Annotated in this window: 19 protein-coding genes; 7 read left to right on the forward strand and 12 right to left on the reverse strand. The window is 59.3% G+C overall.

Annotation, left to right across the window (positions count from 1 at the left end; translation table 11 throughout):
* Positions 1-157: 157 nt before the first annotated feature.
* Together BZK31_RS18415 and BZK31_RS18420 are read left to right on the forward strand one after the other, a co-directional pair.
* A complete protein-coding gene (locus BZK31_RS18415; RefSeq protein ID WP_083184447.1) occupies positions 158-934 on the forward strand; it encodes a DeoR/GlpR family DNA-binding transcription regulator in 777 nt (258 codons plus the stop codon).
* Positions 935-1,030: 96 nt separating this feature from the next.
* Entirely contained in the window at positions 1,031-1,957 is a 927-nt protein-coding gene (locus BZK31_RS18420; protein ID WP_083184371.1) for a Gfo/Idh/MocA family protein, read from the forward strand.
* A 78-nt stretch (positions 1,958-2,035) separates the two neighbouring features.
* Here the strand turns inward: BZK31_RS18420 and BZK31_RS18425 are convergent, their stop codons facing one another.
* The 11 genes from BZK31_RS18425 to BZK31_RS18475 form a co-directional block, all read right to left on the reverse strand.
* The gene (locus BZK31_RS18425) at positions 2,036-3,112 is read right to left on the reverse strand and encodes a protein-glutamate methylesterase/protein-glutamine glutaminase (RefSeq protein ID WP_083184372.1); all 1,077 of its coding nucleotides are present in this window, start codon (positions 3,110-3,112) and stop codon (positions 2,036-2,038) included.
* On the reverse strand, positions 3,075-3,608 hold the full coding sequence (gene cheD / locus BZK31_RS18430; protein WP_083184373.1) for a chemoreceptor glutamine deamidase CheD: 534 nt from the start codon (positions 3,606-3,608) through the stop codon (positions 3,075-3,077). The genes BZK31_RS18425 and cheD overlap by 38 nt, the downstream gene beginning before the upstream one ends.
* Positions 3,605-4,414 (reverse strand): CheR family methyltransferase, encoded by an 810-nt coding sequence (locus tag BZK31_RS18435; RefSeq protein ID WP_083184374.1) that lies wholly within the window; start codon positions 4,412-4,414, stop codon positions 3,605-3,607. Before BZK31_RS18435 ends, cheD begins: the two co-directional genes overlap by 4 nt.
* Positions 4,415-4,422: 8 nt before the next feature.
* Positions 4,423-4,962, reverse strand: coding sequence for a chemotaxis protein CheW (locus BZK31_RS18440; RefSeq protein ID WP_083184375.1), 540 nt, complete (start codon positions 4,960-4,962; stop codon positions 4,423-4,425).
* Positions 4,963-4,998: 36 nt separating this feature from the next.
* Positions 4,999-6,657, reverse strand: a complete 1,659-nt coding sequence (locus BZK31_RS18445; protein WP_083184376.1) for a methyl-accepting chemotaxis protein — start codon at positions 6,655-6,657, stop codon at positions 4,999-5,001.
* 30 nt (positions 6,658-6,687) lie between these two features.
* Entirely contained in the window at positions 6,688-8,787 is a 2,100-nt protein-coding gene (locus BZK31_RS18450; RefSeq protein WP_083184377.1) for a chemotaxis protein CheA, read from the reverse strand.
* A gap of 47 nt (positions 8,788-8,834) precedes the next feature.
* The gene (locus tag BZK31_RS18455; RefSeq protein WP_083184378.1) at positions 8,835-9,125 is read right to left on the reverse strand and encodes an STAS domain-containing protein; all 291 of its coding nucleotides are present in this window, start codon (positions 9,123-9,125) and stop codon (positions 8,835-8,837) included.
* A 23-nt stretch (positions 9,126-9,148) separates the two neighbouring features.
* Positions 9,149-9,517 (reverse strand): response regulator, encoded by a 369-nt coding sequence (locus BZK31_RS18460; RefSeq protein WP_073166955.1) that lies wholly within the window; start codon positions 9,515-9,517, stop codon positions 9,149-9,151.
* A 9-nt stretch (positions 9,518-9,526) separates the two neighbouring features.
* Entirely contained in the window at positions 9,527-10,744 is a 1,218-nt protein-coding gene (locus tag BZK31_RS18465; RefSeq protein ID WP_083184379.1) for a methyl-accepting chemotaxis protein, read from the reverse strand.
* A 423-nt stretch (positions 10,745-11,167) separates the two neighbouring features.
* Positions 11,168-11,410 (reverse strand): hypothetical protein, encoded by a 243-nt coding sequence (locus BZK31_RS18470; RefSeq protein WP_083184380.1) that lies wholly within the window; start codon positions 11,408-11,410, stop codon positions 11,168-11,170.
* A gap of 92 nt (positions 11,411-11,502) precedes the next feature.
* Positions 11,503-11,961 (reverse strand): VOC family protein, encoded by a 459-nt coding sequence (locus BZK31_RS18475; RefSeq protein ID WP_083184381.1) that lies wholly within the window; start codon positions 11,959-11,961, stop codon positions 11,503-11,505.
* A 123-nt stretch (positions 11,962-12,084) separates the two neighbouring features.
* On the opposite strand from BZK31_RS18475, the gene BZK31_RS18480 reads away from it, so the two are divergent.
* Complete coding sequence (locus tag BZK31_RS18480) at positions 12,085-12,519, forward strand: HIT family protein (RefSeq protein WP_083184382.1); 435 nt, start codon at positions 12,085-12,087, stop codon at positions 12,517-12,519.
* A gap of 74 nt (positions 12,520-12,593) precedes the next feature.
* Here BZK31_RS18480 and ycaC read toward each other — a convergent pair whose 3' ends face one another.
* Positions 12,594-13,220 carry an isochorismate family cysteine hydrolase YcaC gene (gene ycaC / locus BZK31_RS18485; protein WP_083184383.1) on the reverse strand — a complete coding sequence of 209 codons (627 nt, stop codon included), beginning with the start codon at positions 13,218-13,220 and terminating at the stop codon, positions 12,594-12,596.
* Between the two features lie 301 nt (positions 13,221-13,521).
* On the opposite strand from ycaC, the gene BZK31_RS18490 reads away from it, so the two are divergent.
* The 4 genes from BZK31_RS18490 to BZK31_RS18510 all read left to right on the forward strand — a co-directional run bounded on the left by BZK31_RS18490 (position 13,522) and on the right by BZK31_RS18510 (position 17,793).
* A complete protein-coding gene (locus BZK31_RS18490; protein ID WP_083184384.1) occupies positions 13,522-13,959 on the forward strand; it encodes a DUF3592 domain-containing protein in 438 nt (145 codons plus the stop codon).
* Between the two features lie 706 nt (positions 13,960-14,665).
* The gene (locus tag BZK31_RS18500; RefSeq protein WP_083184386.1) at positions 14,666-14,902 is read left to right on the forward strand and encodes a helix-turn-helix domain-containing protein; all 237 of its coding nucleotides are present in this window, start codon (positions 14,666-14,668) and stop codon (positions 14,900-14,902) included.
* A gap of 72 nt (positions 14,903-14,974) precedes the next feature.
* Positions 14,975-15,343: a 4-fold beta flower protein gene (locus BZK31_RS30630; protein ID WP_415639690.1), complete on the forward strand. Its 369-nt coding sequence runs from the start codon at positions 14,975-14,977 to the stop codon at positions 15,341-15,343.
* Positions 15,344-16,005: 662 nt separating this feature from the next.
* A complete protein-coding gene (locus BZK31_RS18510) occupies positions 16,006-17,793 on the forward strand; it encodes an Eco57I restriction-modification methylase domain-containing protein (RefSeq protein WP_083184388.1) in 1,788 nt (595 codons plus the stop codon).
* The last annotated feature ends 2 nt before the right edge of the window (positions 17,794-17,795 follow it).

Below are 17,795 nucleotides of genomic sequence, written 5' to 3' on the forward strand. Positions count from 1 at the left end.
TTGTCCGCGAAGACGGTGTCTTGAGCGCTGGATCTGGGGCGGATGTACAGGCCCCTTCGCGAGCAAGCTCGCTCCTAGGATTGACGTCCCGATGCATACTCGGCATATTTCGCTCGTTTGTGATCGTTAATGCTCGATTATGCAGGTTTTGATTTCCATGACGCCTACCCACGAAACCTTTCCCGGCGAACGCCAGCAGTTGATCAGTGAACGACTTGCCCGTTATGGCCGGGTGATTGCGGCGGATCTGGCCAGCGAATTCAACGTGTCTGAACACTCGATACGCCGCGACCTCAGCGCTTTGGCGACAGCGGGGCTGTGCAAACGCGTCTATGGCGGTGCCATTCTGCTGCGTAGCGCCGAAGGCCCGATGGCCGCTCGCGTTCAGCAAGACACTTCGCGAAAAGACGCCCTTGGCCAAGCGGCCGCTTCGCTGCTCAGCGACGGGCAACACGTTTTCATCGACGCCGGATCGACCAACCTCGCCATCGCCAGCGCCATCGATCCGCAGTTGCAACTGACCCTCACCACCAACTCGCCCCTGATTGCCGTGCAACTGATGACCCTGCCGAACGCAGAGGTGATTTTGCTTGGCGGACGGCTGAATCCCATCGCCGGCGGTGTAATCGGGCTGACGGCAGTCCAGCAATTGCGCCAGTTCAGTTTCGATCTGTGTTTTCTCGGTGCCTGCGCCCTCGATCCCGATAACGGCGTAACCGCGTTCGGTCTGGAGGACGCCGAGTTCAAGCGTGCAGTCGTCGCAGCAAGCGGCCAGATTGTGGTGGCCGTGACCAATGAAAAGCTGTCCAGCGTGGCCCATTACCAAGTAGCGCAGTGTGAAGAAGTCGCGGCGCTGGTGGTCGAGCGAGACGCCCCCGGTGAGCGACTCGACCCGTTTCTGGGCAGGATTTCCAATGTCATGACCGCCGCCTGACGCAGAAACGGACGGATGCTGAGCGTTCCCATTGTCTGCTGCGCGATTTCCGTCTAGTTTGCTCCACCAATAAGTACAAAAACCCAGGAGTCACTGATGCAACCCATTCGTCTCGGTCTGGTGGGCTACGGCAAGATTGCCCAGGACCAGCACGTCCCCGCGATCCTCGCCAACCCCGCTTTCGAACTCGTCGCCGTTGCCACGCAAGGGCAGCCTTGCGCCGCAGTAGAGAACTTCAAGTCCCTGACCGAGTTGCTCGAAAACGGGCCTCAGGTCGACGCAATTGCCTTCTGCACGCCGCCGCAAGGTCGATTCGCCCTGGTGCAGCAAGCCATCGCCGCCGGCAAACACGTGCTGGTTGAAAAACCGCCGTGCGCCACCCTCGGCGAGGCGATGGAACTGGTGAACCAGGTTCGCGAGCAAGGCGTCAGCGGCCTGTTCGCCTGGCATTCGCGTTACGCTCCTGGAATAGAGGCCGCCCGCGACTGGCTGGCATCCCGCACCCTAAAAAGCGTGAAGATCGAGTGGAAGGAAGACGTGCGCAAATGGCACCCCGGTCAGGCCTGGATCTGGCAACCCGGTGGCCTCGGCGTCTTCGATCCGGGCATCAACGCCCTGTCGATCGTGACTCACCTGCTGCCGCTGCAGCTGTTCGTCGAGTCCGCCGAGTTGCGCGTACCTGACAACTGCCAGTCGCCAATCGCTGCCGACATCAAAATGTCCGACGCTCATCACCTCGACATCCGTGCCGAGTTCGATTTCGATCACGGTCATGACGAACTCTGGAGCATCGAAATCCGCTGCACCGAAGGCACGTTGCGTCTGGACAATGGCGGCGCCTTGTTAAGCATCGATGGCGTGAGCCAGAGCGTGTCGGAAGAGGGCGAATACGCAGCGGTGTACCGGCATTTCCAGCAACTGATTGGCGACCGGACAAGCGATCTGGACCTACAACCCTTGCGGCTGGTCGCAGACAGCTTTTTCGTCGGCAGTCGGGCGTTGGTCGCGCCGTTTTACGATTGACGGCCGGCTTCAGCGCTTTAAGGCCGTCACGCCACGCCACGCCACGCCGCCCAGCCGGTGACGGTCTTTCGCGAAGCGTCACCGGTGCAGGATCGCCTGATGGATTTCCTGCAACGGTATGATGCGCTGCGCCGCGTTGAGCTTGATGGCTTCCTTGGGCATGCCGAACACCACGCAACTGGCTTCGTCCTGAGCCACCGTCGAGCTGCCTGCGTCGAGCATTTCCTTGAGACCGCGAGCGCCGTCATCGCCCATGCCGGTCATGATGATCCCGGTGGCGTTCTTGCCCGCGAATTTGGCCACCGAACGAAACAGCACATCCACTGAAGGTCGATGCCGGTTGACCAGCGGGCCGTCAATGACCTGAGTGTGATAATACGCTCCGCTGCGGGTCACCATCATGTGCTTGCCGCCGGGGGCGATGAGCGCCAGGCCGGGCAGGATACGGTCGTTGTTCTTCGCCTCGCGGACCTCGATCTGGCACAGATCGTTGAGGCGGGCGGCAAAGGACGCGGTGAATTTTTCCGGCATGTGCTGCACGATGACCATGCCAGGACACACCCTGGGCAGCGCCGTGAGGACCGCTTCCAGTGCCTGAGTGCCGCCGGTCGACGTGCCGATGGCGACGATGCGTTCGGTGGTCTGCGCCATGGCGTGGCCACTGGCGGCCGGCAGTATCGCGTCGGCGGTCAGTTTGCTGGCCGGCGTCAGCACGGTGGGCGCAGCACGTTTTCCCAGGTTCTTGACGTTCGAATTGGCCGCGGCACGAATCGCTGCGACCAACTCGGCCGCCGACTCGATGAGGAAGTTCTTCAGGCCCGTGGTGGGCTTGGTGATGATTTCCACCGCCCCGGCAGACAGCGCCTGCAACGAAGTCTCTGCGCCTTTCTGGGTCAATGACGAACAGATCACCACCGGCGTGGGGCGCTCGCTCATGATCTTCTTGAGAAAAGTGATGCCGTCCATACGCGGCATTTCCACGTCCAGCACGATGACGTCCGGCCATTCCCGGGCCAGCTTGTCCATGGCGAAGATCGGGTCCGAGGCGGCCCCCATCACATGCATATCCGGCGTATCGTTGAGGATCGCCAGCAGTACCTGGCGAACCACGGCCGAGTCATCGACCAGCAGTACGCTGATTTTTTTGGTGGGCATCGTTGTCGAGGGTTCCTGTTGGTTTATGCCGGACCCAGACGTTGCCGTTCCACAGGTCGAAGATGATGTTGCGGTAACCGGTGCTGCCCATGTCCTGAGCGATCAGGTGCAGATGGTGCCGCTCGGCAAGCTTCAGCGCGGCGCGAATATTGAGGTTGGCGACGTCATGCATGTGCAGGTTCTGACGGTGACAGGGAAACATCTCACCGCCGCCGAACAACTTGACCTGATAGTCCTCAGGTTGAGTGCCATGGGTCCGGGCGTGCTGGATGAGCAGTTCCAGTGCTTCGTCGGCGTACTTGCCGTCCAGTGGCAGACCTTTGCGGATACGCCCTGGCAGCATGAAGTGGCACATGCCGCCGATCCGCCGCTTTGGGTGCCAGAATGTGATCGCCACGCAGGAGCCGAGCAGCGTGCGCAGGCGGGTAGGGCGAGTCGCAAAACTCACCTCGCCTGGAGCCAGTACCACTTCGGCCGCGCCGACAGGCTTTTTCATGGCTTGCGATAAATCGAAGGGGTGATGAGTTTCAGGGTGTCGTTCACCCCGTTGAGGCTTTCCGAATGGCTGATGATGAAGTAGCCCCCGGACTTCAGGCGCGGCAGCAATCGCGCTACCACCTTTCGTTTGGTTTCCTGGTTGAAATAGATCATCACATTGCGCAGAAAGATCACGTCGAACTCGCCCAGATCGGGCAGGGTTTCGTTGAGATTGACCTGCACGAAGCTGACCCGGTTGCGCAGGTTTTTCTCGATCAGGAACGTGCCGCTCTGGCGACCGGTGCCTTTCAGACAGTACTTGACCAGCAAGGGCTGAGGCAGCGTCTCGGCGCGCTCCATGGGGTAATGGCCGCTGCGCGCCTTGGCCAGCACCTGAGTGCTGATGTCCGAGCCGATGACTTCCCACGGTGTCGTTCCCAGACTTTCGGCCAGGGTCATGGCCAGGCTGTAGGGCTCTTCGCCGGAGGAACTGGCGGCGCTCCACAGGCGGAACATCTTGCCCGGTGTCGCATGGGGCAGCACGTGCTGGCGCAGGAAGTCGAAATGCTTGGGCTCGCGAAAAAAATACGTCTCGTTGGTGGTCAGCAGGTCCAGGGCGATTTGCAGCTCTCCGTTGCGCTGATCGGTCATGATCAACTTGAAGTAGTCGCTGTAGCTGTTGAGTTCATAGTGTTTGAGGCGTTTGAACAGACGCCCGGCGACCAGCGCCTTTTTGGCGGGCGACAGGTTGATGCCCGCTGCGCGATACAGCCAGGACTGGAACTGACCGAACTCGTGATCGTTGAGCGACGCTGTGTTTGGCATGGGCGGGCTCAGTGTACGTCGACGTCGAGAGCAGGCGCCTGGCCCGCTTCGGCGAGGCTGGACATTTCGTCGATGGACAGCACGCGATCGACCTCCAGCACGATGACGAACTTGCCGTCGACCTTGGCCATGCCGCTGATGAAATCGGCGCGGATCCTCGCGCCGAAATTCGGCGGCGGCTCGATCTGCGACGCGGGGATTTCCAGCACCGCCGAGACCGTGTCGACCAGCAGGCCGATGTCCTGCGGCTGACCGTCTTCACTGCTCGCCTCGATGATGATCACGCAACTGCGCCGGGTGGTCTGGGAGTTCTGCCGGCCGAAGCGCGCCGACAGATCGACCACCGGCACCACGGCACCTCGCAGGTTGATCACGCCGCGCACGAATGAGGGCATCATCGGCACCACCGTCAGGCTGCCGTATTCGATGATCTCCTTGATACCCAGAATGCCGATGGCGAACATCTCGTCGCCGAGCCTGAATGTCAGGTACTGCGCCTCTTCCTCGACCGCTGCCGCAGGTTGATGACTGTTGGCCAATGCGCCCATGTGTTTCTCCCTGTATGACCTGTGTCGGGCCTGCGATCAGAAACGGGTGAATTCCGATTCATCCGGGGCGCTGGCCATGTTGTAGGCGAAAGCCTTTTTCGGTGCGTGCTGGACCGGCCGCGATGGCTGGCGCGGCGGATTGCCGCCGGAGTGGTCGATGCTGACGCTGCTCGCGACCGCCTGGGTGGTGGCGCCCAGTACGAAGAAGCTCATGGCCTGCTGCAACTGTTCGGCCTGGCTGCTCATTTCTTCGGCCGTGGCGGCGAGTTCTTCGCTGCTCGACGCGTTTTGCTGCGTTACCTGATTGAGCTGCGTCATGGCGGTATTGATCTGCGCCACGCCTGCCGCCTGCTCCTCGGAGGCTGCGCTGATTTCCTGCACCAGGTCCGACGTCTTGTTGATCGACGGCACCATTTCGTCCAGCAGCTTGCCCGCTTTCTCCGCCATATCGACGCTGCTCGAGGACAGCTCGCCAATCTCCTGTGCTGCTACCTGGCTGCGTTCGGCCAGCTTGCGCACTTCGGCGGCAACTACCGCAAAGCCCTTGCCATGCTCACCCGCACGCGCCGCTTCGATGGCCGCGTTGAGCGCCAGCAGGTTGGTCTGGTAGGCGATGTCGTCGATGATGCTGATGCGCTGGGCGATCTTTTTCATCGCCACCACGGTCTGCTGCACCGACTCGCCGCCTTCGGTGGCTTCCTTGGCGGCCTTGCTGGCCATGCCGTCAGTGACTTTGGCGTTCTCGGTGTTCTGGTTGATGCTGGCGCTCATCTGCTCGACTGACGCGCTGGTTTCCTCGACGCTGGCGGCCTGCTCGCTGGTCGCCTGGCTCATCGATTGTGCCGTGGCACTCACTTCTTCCGACGCACTGGCCAGGTTGTCGGCAGCATTGCGCACTTCGCCGATGATCTGCGCCAGCTTGCCGACCATGTTGCGCATGGCATTGAGCACCATGCCGGTCTCATCCCTGGAACCGACCGAAATCTGCGCGTTGAGATTGCCCTCGGCCAGTTGACCGGCTGCGATGGCGGCTTCTTTGAGCGGACGGGAGATGATGCGCGAAATGAACAGGGCCAGCGCCAGGCCAATCAGCAGTGCAACGACCAGCACGGCGACGATCGAGATGCGTGCGCTTTCGTACAGGGCCGAGCCTTTTTCGCTGGCCACGGTGGCGCCTTGATCGTTCAGTTCGACCATTTTCTGCAACTGGCTGGTGGCCTCGTCGAAATGCAGTTTGGATTCGCCGCGAAGCAGGTTGCGTGCCTGGGCCTCAAGGTTCTGCCGTGACAGCGCGAACAGTTCCTTGCTGACATTCAGGTACGCCGACCAGGCAGTGTTCACGTTGTTGAACATCTGACGGTCTTCATCGTTGACGAGCAGCCTCTCGTAGATCGCCAGGCGCGATTCGAACTGCTTGCGCGCCTCCGCCGCCTCCTGCTCCATCTGGGTTTTTTCCTGCTCGTTGTCGGCCGCAATATGGCGGTTTTCCTTGAGCCGGTAGTTGGCGGCATAGAAACGCATGCCCGACGCAGCGCGCATGGACGGCATCCAGTTGTCCTTGATGTCCTGAGCGGCCTGGTTGACCTGGCCCAACTGGATAATGGCAAAGACGCCCATGGCTGCGGTCAGCGCCAGCACCACCAGAAACGAGGTGATCAGCTTGGTAGAGATTTTGAGATCGTAAAACCATTTCATCGGGGTTACCTCCATGGAAGTGCAAATACGTCAGCGAGCAGCGGCCGAAAACGAATGAGGGGTGTGCGGCGGTCGCGCTTCCAGCTGGATGATCTGGTTGAGCAGTGCCGGTATGTCGAGAATCAGCGCAACCGCGCCGCTGCCCAGAATGGTCGAGCCGCTGATGCCGCGCAGGCCGCCGAACAGCTTGCCCAGCGGTTTGATCACGGTCTGGAATTCGCCGAGCAGGTCGTCTACCACCAGCCCGGCCTTGTGTTCGGCGTAACGCACCACGACCACGTTCTGGCGCCGGGCGGCGGGGCCTTCGTGATGAAAGTGATCGCGCAGGTAAACCAGCGGCAGCACTTCGCCGCGCAGATCCAGATAGCCGTTGCTGCGGCTGGACTGGCGATCCTGATCGTCGAGTTCGATGCACTCCTGAACCATGTCCAGCGGGATGACGTAAGTCGACTGATCGATGCCCACCAGAAACCCGTTGATGATCGCCAGTGTCAGTGGCAGCCTGATGCGCACGATGGTGCCCTGACCGGGCTGGCTGTCCAGATCCACGGTGCCGCGCAGCAAGGTGATGTTGCGCTTGACCACATCCATCCCGACGCCTCGCCCGGACAGGTTGGTGACCGCTTCGGCGGTCGAGAAGCCGGGCTCGAAGATCAGGTTGTATATCTCCTGATCGGTAAGCAGCGCGCCGTTGGCCACCAGACCGCGCTCCTGCGCCTTCTCCAGAATGCGTTCGCGGTTCAGGCCTGCGCCGTCGTCGGCAATTTCGATGACGATGCTGCCCGAGTCGTGGTACGCATTGAGGTTCAAGTGGCCCTTTGCAGGTTTGCCCGCAGCACGCCGTGCCTCGGCGTTTTCAATCCCGTGGTCCATGGCGTTGCGCAGCAGATGCATGAGCGGGTCGCCGATCTTCTCGACCACCGTCTTGTCCAGTTCCGTCTCTGCGCCACTGATGATCAGGTCGATGTCCTTGCCCAGTTCCTGGCTGACATCACGCACCACCCGACGGAACCGGTTGAAGGTGTCGCCGATGGGGATCATGCGCAGGTGCAGCGCGCCGTCGAGAATTTCTTCGACCAGGCCCGACACCGTGGAGCTGGCTTCCTGAAGCGGCGCATTGTCCGAAGAGCGGGCCAGCAGGTTCGCACCGGCGCTGGCGATCACCAGTTCGCCGACCAGATTGATCAGTTCGTCGAGCTTGTCTGCGTTGACTCGCACATAGCGGCCATCCTTGCCCTTCTGCTCCGAGGTCGGCGATGTCCGCTCTGCGGGAACCTGCGCCTGGCCTCTGGGGACGGCGCGCTGGTCGCCGAGCAACTCGCCAGTGCTGATCACCTGGCCTTGAACCTCCTGCGCCACCAGTTCGGTGCCGGTGGGCGCGGTGTCGTCGTGGCTCTCGTCTACAGCGGTGATCTCCACCACGCAGTCTTCACGGACGAAGTCGAACACTTCATTGATGGCGGCGTGCCCGGCTGCCGAGCGGAAGTCGATTTCGAAGCCCAGATGACAGGATTCCGGATCCCACGACTGCGCAGGCGGAATGTTGTCGGTCACGGTCGTCACCTGAACCATCTGGCCCAGCGTGTTGAGGTAGCGCAGGAAGGACAGCGGGTCCATGCCGTTGCGAAACACGTCCACGCCGAAATGCAGCGAAATGTGCCACAGCGTCTCGGCCTGAACAGCGCTGCCCGCCGTCGCCTGCGCGGCCTCGGCGGCAACGCTCGCTTCGCCGGGTGCCTGATACGCTTGCAACGCCTCACGCAACGCGGCCTCCCGCTCCAGCGCTGGCGCCTGTAACGGCTCACCCCGGCTGGCCACGACATCGATCAGTTCCAGCATGTGATCGCCGGACTTGAGCAACACCGCGATCAGCGCTGCATCCACCGAAACGCTGCCTTCACGCAGACGGTCGAGCACGTCTTCGACAATGTGGGTAAAGCTGACAATCGGCGTCAGGCCGAACAACCCGGCCGATCCCTTGATGGTGTGAGCGGCACGAAACACTGCGCCGATGGCATCCTGATCGCCCGGCTCGCTTTCCAGTTGCAGGAGGGATTCCTCCATCGCCTGCAACAGTTCGCGAGCCTCGACGATGAACGTCTGCTGTGCCTGATCGAGATTAATGCTCACGTGGACTTCCTTTGTCGATCACTGAACGTTGCTGCCAACGGAACGCGCTACAGCACGGCGCCCGGATTACACAGTCCGAATGTGTCCACCACCGCCTTGCTCTGGCCGGTCAGACTCAGCGTGACGCCATTCCTGCCCGCCTCACGCTCGATGACCGCCAGCAACTGCAAGCCTGCGCCGTCCATTTCGGTGACCTGCGACAGGTCGACTTCAAGGTGTGGCGCCGCACCCAGTTGCGGTAGCAGCCCGGCGGCCAGTTCGGTCACCGTGTAAATCGTCAGTTCGCCATCGATGTGCACACGCGTGGTGTCACCGGTCGTTTCGCTCAACATCGGCATGCTGGCCTCCGTGGCCCCAGGGCTCAGGGCAGAATCAGCTTGGAAACCGCCGCCAGCATCTGCGCGGGCTGGAACGGTTTGACCACCCAGGCTTTGGCTCCGGCGGCCTGGCCCTCGGCTTTTTTCGACTCCTGCGACTCGGTGGTGAGCATGATGATCGGCGTGAACTTGTAGTTGGCCAGCTTCTTCACTTCCTTCACGAAGGTGATGCCGTCCATGTTCGGCATGTTCACGTCGCTGATGATCAGGTGCACCTTCTGCCCGGTGAGCTTGCCCAGTGCGTCCCTGCCGTCGCTGGCTTCGATCACGTCGTACCCGGCACTTTTCAGCGCGATGCCGACTACCTGCCGAACGCTGCTTGAGTCGTCGACCACCAATACACTCTTAGCCATGATTCGCTCCTAGAAGAACGTGATTTCCTGAGAATTCTGCTGCGCAGCCGATTCGCCACGGTGTGTTCGGCGCTGTTCGTCGGTGGCGTAAGTGGACTCCATGCGCGCCAGCCATTCACGGGCGTCGATGGCAATGGCCAGGTCGGGCGACTGGCTGGACTGCTGCAAATGACTGTGCAGCGAATCGATGTTGTCACGCACATGAGAGAGGATCTGGCTGACCCGGTCCTGAAACTGCAGGCTGACCAGTACTTCCGTCATCTCGTCGCGAATGCCGTAGCTTTCCTGTTTGAGCAGATCGGCGGACTGGGCGAGGCGGCTGGTGATGCTCTGAAAACGTTGCAGCACGTGCTGAATGCTTTGTTCGGACTCGGCCACCGAATGATTGTCCTGATCCGCACCGCTTGACGCGGCCTGCACCAATTGAGTGATGGCGTTGTTGATGATGTCGACCTTGGCCGACATCTGCTGGCCGGTCTCGCTGGACTTGCTCGACAGACTGCGCACCGCATCGGCCACCACCGCAAAACCTCGACCGGCTTCCCCGGCGCGGGCGGCTTCGATGGCGGCGTTGAGGGCCAGCAAGTTGGTCTGCGCGGCAATGGCCGCCACATCGGCGGCCATGGTGCGCAATTCGCCGGTGTACGCTGTCAGGCTGCGCACCTGCGTCAGCGTCTCATCGCGGCTGGCCTGAGTGGCCTTCAAGGAGTCGATGACATGACTCAGCTCGCTGTCACTCTGCGCCAGCACCTTGAGCGCGCCATCGGCATTTTGCCCATCCAGTTCGCCCGCAGCCTGCTGCGAAGCCTGCACGGTTTCCTGCAAACGCTCGGAGATGCCGGTGAAGCGGCTGGTCAGCTCGACAATCGCGGTTTCAGTCTGCTGACGCGAACTCTCGACCTGCTTGACCCAGATCGGCATGGCACCCAGAAACACTTCATTGATCTGTGCCCGCGACGCCTGTGCACCGAGTGACGCTTCCTGGGCCCGATGCTGTTCCAGTGCCCACGCCGCAGCGCGCATGGTTTCTTCACGTTGCGAACGCGCACTCCACCAGCCCGCGCCAACACCCAGAAGGGTGAGCACAGCCGATGCAGCAAGATGGGAAGGTGTGGTGCCGGACTGCGTCAGGATCCACGCAACGGCCGGAACGACCGGGACCAGGGGAAACCAGAGAAAACGCGGATGACTTTGACCTGGAGTACTGCCGTATTGACTCGACGTCATGGGTTCGATCCTTGAACGTTACAGCGGATGGAAGCAACTAAGGGGTTATCTGCCTCGACCATGGCAACTTTAGACCGCACGGACGCCACCCGTCCGGTTGATGACAGATTGGCGAAATCAGCGTGAAATACCTGCATACAGGTTTAGCTGTGATTCTGGAAATTGCTAGGAAAGGCGCACCCGTGGCAGCGGACGTGCACGCGCCCCTTTGGTAGGAGCGGACGTGCACGCAGCCCCTTGGTGGGAGCGGACTTGTCCGCGAAAACGGTGTGTCAGGCGCTGGTTTTTGGGTGTTTGCACGGGCCTCTTCGCGGACAAGTCTGCTCCCACGAAAACATGTTTTTTCAGGGGTACAGCTTGCTGTTGCCACGGGTGGAGAGTGAGCACCTTTAGCCGCCGTGTACGCTTAACCCTCGCAACCGTTCAGGCGCTGCGTTCGCGATATTGCTGCCATTGCTCCCAGCAGTTCTCCGCAACGATATCCGGGTAGCCTCGTTTCTCTTCCATGCTGAGCGCGGCACTGAACCGAAGTGCGATGCACGTCGCCTTGTCCCGGATGCTGACGACTTCTTCCTCGGTGAGTGGAGAACCTTTTTCGTTTTCAGCCGCTGTAAGAATGACTACCAGCGCAGGTACGAAAACAAGGCAAATCGGATCGGTATCCATCAGTATTCCTCAAGTTTTTTCGCACCCTGGCAGATTGGCGGAGCGGGCCGGATGCTTGCTCACAGTGCGTTCATGAACCTGCGTGCTACTCGCTAATCCGCAAACGCCGCCTCGATAAATGCCTCCAGCGTCTTCTCTTCGAGAATTTCCACCGAGAAATGCCCGAACCGCTTGGGCAGCCAGATGATCCTTCCTCCGGAGGGCGATTGCAGGTTCGAACGATCCAAGGGCTTGCCATTCTCGTCTTCAGGCTGAACACCGGCTGCCATGAGTTCGTCGTAAGCCGTCTCGATGTCCGGCGTCGAATAACAATGCCGATAAATCATTCCCTCGCCCGACGTGTCCAGCAGCTCCTTCAAATTCCCCGCCAACGGCTGGACCAGCATGAAGCGCTCCGCACCGATCATTGCGATGGCGTAGCGCACATGCAAACCGCCGCGTTCCCAGACCAGGGTTTTCGAGATTCTGGCTTGCAGGATCCGGGCGTAATAGCTGCAGGCTTCTTCCAGGTCAGTGACGAGGACGTCGATGTGGCTGAATTTCAGGTCCATTGAGAAGTGTTCCAGATGATGCGGCGGATTGGCGAAGTCCCATGCAATTTCGCATGTCTGAGGTGCGGTGTCCTATTCTCCCGTTGTAAATCAGTTGGCGATGAGGCGCCGGAGGAGGGGCACATGACTGAACTGGGCATCTTTGAGACGAAGCACTGGCTGGTCAGCCATCGACGGGACGCGCGGTACAGCGGGTATCTGATGGTTGCGTCAGTTGCACCGGCTGCTGATCTGGGCGACCTGAACGACGCGGCGCTGGCTGAGTTGGGAGGGGTTTTGCGCAGGACAGAACAGCTCCTGATGCGGGCGTATGAGCCTCGAAAAGTGGTGGTGTATAAATTGGGATTCTCTACAGGGTTCAGTCTGCATTTTCATGTCGCGCCGGTTACTGAGGCACTGCTTGCGGAGGTTGCAGGTCATCCGGCGTATGCATCCGAGCCGGATGGGAACGACGTCATACTTTTCTTGAGTCGTGAGTATTGCGAGCGGGTGTTGAATGCAGAGGAGACGGCGATTCAGGCTGGCGAAGTGGTCAGGCTGAGAGGGATGCTGAACTGATAGTAATACCGCCTTAGTCAGACTTGATATCGAGGTGCATGCAGGAGGGCAAAATGCCCTCCTGCGATTACCTGTCAGCGGGCAGTCAAGGCTGCGTAGCTGTTCATCAGGTTGCGGTAGTTCGGAATACGCTGCGACAGCAGATTGCCCAGGCCTTCGATATCGTTGCGCCAGTCACGCTGCAACTCACACGCCACCGAGAACCAGTTCATCATCTGCGCGCCGGCCTGTGTCATGCGGTTCCAGGCGGCCTGCTGCACCGCCGTGTTGAACGTGCCGGACGAGTCAGTCACCACGAACACATCAAACCCTTCAGCCAGCGCCGACAAGGTCGGGAACGCGACACAGACATCCGTCACCACACCGGCAATGATCAGTTGCTTGCGGCCAGTAGCCTTGATTGCTTTGACGAAGTCTTCGTTGTCCCAGGCGTTGATCTGGCCAGGGCGAGCGATGTACGGCGCGTCCGGGAACATCTCTTTGAGTTCCGGCACCAACGGGCCGTTCGGGCCTTGTTCGAAGCTGGTGGTCAGAATGGTCGGCAGCTCAAAGAACTTCGCCACATCGGCCAACGCCAACACGTTGTTCTTGAACTCGTTCGGAGTGAAGTCCTGCACCAGCGAAATCAAACCGGTCTGGTGGTCGACCAGCAGAACTACGGCGTCGTCTTTGTTCAGGCGGTTGTAAGTTGCATTGCTCATGGTGGAGTCCTTTTCGAAGTGGTGAGTGGCGTCGTTTCAACGTGTGGCTAGATTAATGTCCATCTGAAGGTTGAAAAAGCGCTTGGAAAAGGTTTGTCTGTCAACTTGAGCGAGACAATTGCAGCGGCAGTTATGTGGCGATTGCAGGTAATTGGTGGATGACGACAGGCGTATTTCGAACTACAGATGAGTTTCAGAGCAAAGCGCCCGGGCAGTCCCAAAGCCAGCTTCTGTTTGATTGACACGTTCCGGTGGATTCATTGTAATGGCCGCCGTTCACAGGCGATGCAAGGGATCTGCGATGAGCAACGCACCATCTTCCGAACGGGGCGACCTGCTCCGTGCACTGATTTTCTTACCGCTGGGCCTGTGCCTGCTCTATATCACCCTCTGGATGGCTCAGGACCGGCTTGGCTTTCTGGCCCAGGCACAACGCGCCGAAGGGCAGGTCAGCGCTCTGAATTCGGGCGGCAGTCATCCTCAGATCGACTTCACCGACGCCACGGGAAAAGCGCTCAGCTACCCTGAAAGCGGATTCATCTTCGGCTATGCAGTGGGAGACTCAGTGACCGTGCTCTACCGTGCCGAGGCCCCATCCAGCACCGCGATCATTGAAGACCGAGGCGCGCTATGGGGCGCGAGCCTGCTGGCGGGCCTGTTCGCCATCGTATTTACCGCAGGCGGCGGCTATCACTTGGCCGCCTGGATTCGCCAACGCCGAATGACGCAGCCCTTATAAGCAGTTCAGCTACACCTTCCGGGCTAGCTGCTCACGTATCTCTTCGATGGACAGCCCTCTGGTCTCGACCATCATCCCCGGCGCCTGGATCAACCCAATCTCCGCCTCAGTCAGTCCGATACCGCGCAGGCTATCAACCCACCGCTGGAGCCGTACCGGAGCCGTCTCCCTGGCGTTCGGCCCTTTGCTACGTAGACACCCGTCGCACATGTCATCAGGCGAAGACTTGCTTGCCCATGTGCCGGGCCGTCGATATTCGAACACCCCGCAGTCACACCGACAGACCCAGACAGCGCCTTTCCCCGAGCGGCTAGAGCGACACCAGGCAATCGCCGTCAGTTTGCCTCGACGTTTACCGGTGTGGTCAGTGGCATGCCCGGGGCGGGGTTGGAGTTGCGACAGACAGTGCAGAGTAATTTTGGTCATGGAATACCTCCTTGGATAATTGATGACGCGGGGCGATTGGCTTTTTCCGGGCAAGCCGATCCCGTTGGCGCTTGTGCACCGGTTTCTTTTTGGGTTTTACGTGGGGGGTTGGAAGGCTTAGATGTCAGTCTGGGTTCAGGCTGATCACCTGCAGTTACGCAGGCCGTATCAGCAGACGATCCGCACTCTGATAACCTCTGTCGAGTATTTGATTTAGGGTTCCTTATTTGGAACTAATTTAGTTCCTTGCAAGGAACCTGTCAAGAGGGGAAATCAAAGCGTGGATCTGCCAGAAAAAATGAAAGCCATCCGAGCACAGGAGGGCCTGACCCAAAGCGAGTTTTGTGAAGTCGTGGGGATCAGCATCAGCAGCTGGAAGAAATATGAGGCGGGGATCACCGAGATGGGGCTGCAGCCTTTTCTGAAGGTGGCCAATCACGAGCGGTTCAGGAAGTACGCGCTTTGGCTGACCACCGGGGAGGTGGCACCGGAGAGTGGGCAGGTTAGGCCGGGGTAGGTGTCCGGATTGATAAGGGGCAAGTCCAGCCTATACTCCGGGTCTCATTTCTATAGCTTGGAGAGCTAGTGGATGGCAAATGTCTCTTTCTATGATCGCCACGGTAGAGCGATTGCTTGGTACGACGACGAACAGGATAGCCCGGCCATTTACATGTACAGTGGTCGACCGGTAGCGTGGATCAGTGAGGAGTCAATTTACGCTTACTCTGGCGTTCATCTCGGTTGGTTTGTTGATGGCTGGATCCGAGACGCAAGGGGTAACGCGGTCTGCTTCACCACTGATTGCAGCGGAGGGCCTGCACGACCTGCAAGACAGGCACGGCCCGCAACAGGTGCGCGTCAAGCTCGGCCAGCACGAGGGGCTCGCCAGGCACGACCTCCAAAACCTGCACGAACCTCATCGTGGTCCACGTTGACCGGTGAAGGCTTCTTTGAATGAATTCCCTTCGCTTTTTCGTTTGAGGGTGCGTTGTATGGTCCTTACCTGACACGCCGGGAAACGAAATAGGTTCAAGGGTGTTGCCGCTGATGCGATTTTGACCCAGGCTGCCGGAACCCATTGACCTACCCTGATCGATAGCCATCTGACAGCTGTCCTAAGCGACTGTGGTCACAAAATCGATGCCACGCTACGCCTAATCCTGAGCTTTGGTCCAGTGGCGTTGCCTAAGCAAAGAGATGGCCAAATCGAGTGCAAACAGCTGGTCAGAGGGAGTGGGTTGGGTGGTCAGGTGCTAGGTATTCTCCAGGCTTGCTCTTGTCGGTTGAGGACCACTGAGGGCGGCTATCTAGATCGAGCTTCGTGGCTTGGCTGGAGGCACCTATTAAAACAGAGGACGAAGGTCGACCTCCATGGTAGATGCAGGTGACCTCCTAACCTCGGATGCCGTAAACTGCCGGCGCTGCATAGATAGGCGTTTTGGCAGAAAGCCTCAGCGCACCACGTAGCATTTTTGTTGCCGGGGGGAAGTGCAGCATTTTTGCTGCCGCACCCGAGGCGGATAGCGTCAGATAAGCCCAAGGGCTGAACGTGCTATCGATTTGATCGAGCGTGCATCGAGGTAGGACCTGCTTAAGTTGGCGCACCTAAAAAGGAAGTGTATGAATACCGTTGCTGCGAATGCTCCCTGGATCGATCTGAGAATCGATCCTATTCAGCGCTATCAGTCATGCAAGGCTATGGCGAGAGGGTATGCAAACGCGGAAAGGTCAGTGGAAGCGCGTTTGGGACATGCTCATGCTTTCTGCGCGGCGGTCGTCTGCTCTTATTGGGGCGTGATTTGTGAGCGATCCAACACAAATTTCAGCGTTAAACCGTTGACCGTTGATGTTCCACCGCTTGTCGTTGATGTACAGCATGTTGCGGATGAGACGGGCCGTTTGATTGCCGAGTTTCCTGTCGAGGACGCCGGATACCTAATTGGCAGCCTTTACACCGTTATGTTGCCTGACGCGCAGCGCTCTGCCATGGGCGCCTACTATACGCCGCCGCCCTTGGTGAGCCGCTTGCTTGATATGGCGGAACAAGCGGGTTTCGATTTTTCAACAGGTAGCGCAATCGACCCCGCATGTGGCGGCGGAGCTATCCTCGCCCCGTTGGCATTGCGCATGGTTGCTCATGCGAACGGAGTTGACCCCGCCTGGACGCTTCGCCAGCTAGGGGTAAGGTTGAAGGGCACGGATATAGACCCATTCGCCGCCTGGATGGCACAGGTTCTGGTTGAGGCCGCAGTAATGCCGATATGCGTGTCGGCTCGCCGCAGGCTAGCTGACGTTGTCACTGTCGCGGATGCGCTGCGCCCAGTTTCCGGAGCAGCAACTTTTGATCTTGTTATTGGCAATCCGCCCTATGGGCGAGTCACGCTCGACGAGTCAATGCGCAACTCCTACTCCCGCTCACTCTACGGTCATGCGAATCTTTACGGACTGTTCACTGATTTGGCACTTCGCTTGGCCAAGCCTTGCGGAGTAATTACCTATCTCACCCCTACATCTTTCTTGGGAGGGCAATACTTTAAGGCTCTACGCCGTTTGGTTACCGCTGAAGTCACAGCTGTTGGATTTGACTTCGTGTCTGACCGGGAAGGTGTCTTTGACAACGTTCTACAGGAAACCATGCTTGCTACATATGTGTGCGAAATTCGGGACGTTGCTGCGGAGGTTTCTGCGCTGATTCCACAAGGCTTAAATGTAGCTCGGGTGGAAAAGTTAGGCTCGGTGAATGTCTGTACTACGGGTGAGCCGTGGCTGCTGCCCCGTACCAGGGAGGACGCCGCTATCCTAAGCGCTATGGAGAACATGCCTACCCGACTAGCTGGGCTAGGGTACGCGGTTTCAACGGGGCCCCTGGTATGGAACCGCCACCGAACCCAGCTTCGGACCGAGCTAAATGTAGATACGTTGCCGTTGATTTGGGCTGAATCGGTGACGACGAGTGGCTTTACTTTCAAGGCAGATCGTCGCGGTCATGTACCCTATTTTGCCCCCGAACGCTCTCAACCCCATTTGATAACGAAAACTACATGCGTATTGGTCCAACGAACGACATCCAAAGAGCAGGGGCGACGCTTAGTGGTTGCGGTCCTACCCCAAGAGTTCTTGGATAGCAACGGCGGAGCGGTCATAGAAAACCACCTGAATATGGTGTATGCCCCTTCAGCATCTCTAGCGCGTGTTACTCCCATGACGATCGCCGCGCTCCTGGGCACCGAAGCGTTAGATCGAGTATTTCGGTGCATCAGTGGTAGCGTTGCGGTCTCGGCCTATGAACTGAACGCTTTACCGCTGCCTGATGTGGCGCAGTTGTGTAGGCTAGAAACTATGCTGCTTAACGGTTCTCCTATGAGCGCCGTGGAACGCTTGGTATCGTCTTTCTACGGAATTTCTTGACA

Source organism: Pseudomonas floridensis (genome assembly GCF_002087235.1).
In the GTDB taxonomy this organism is placed as follows: Bacteria; Pseudomonadota; Gammaproteobacteria; order Pseudomonadales; family Pseudomonadaceae; genus Aquipseudomonas; species Aquipseudomonas floridensis.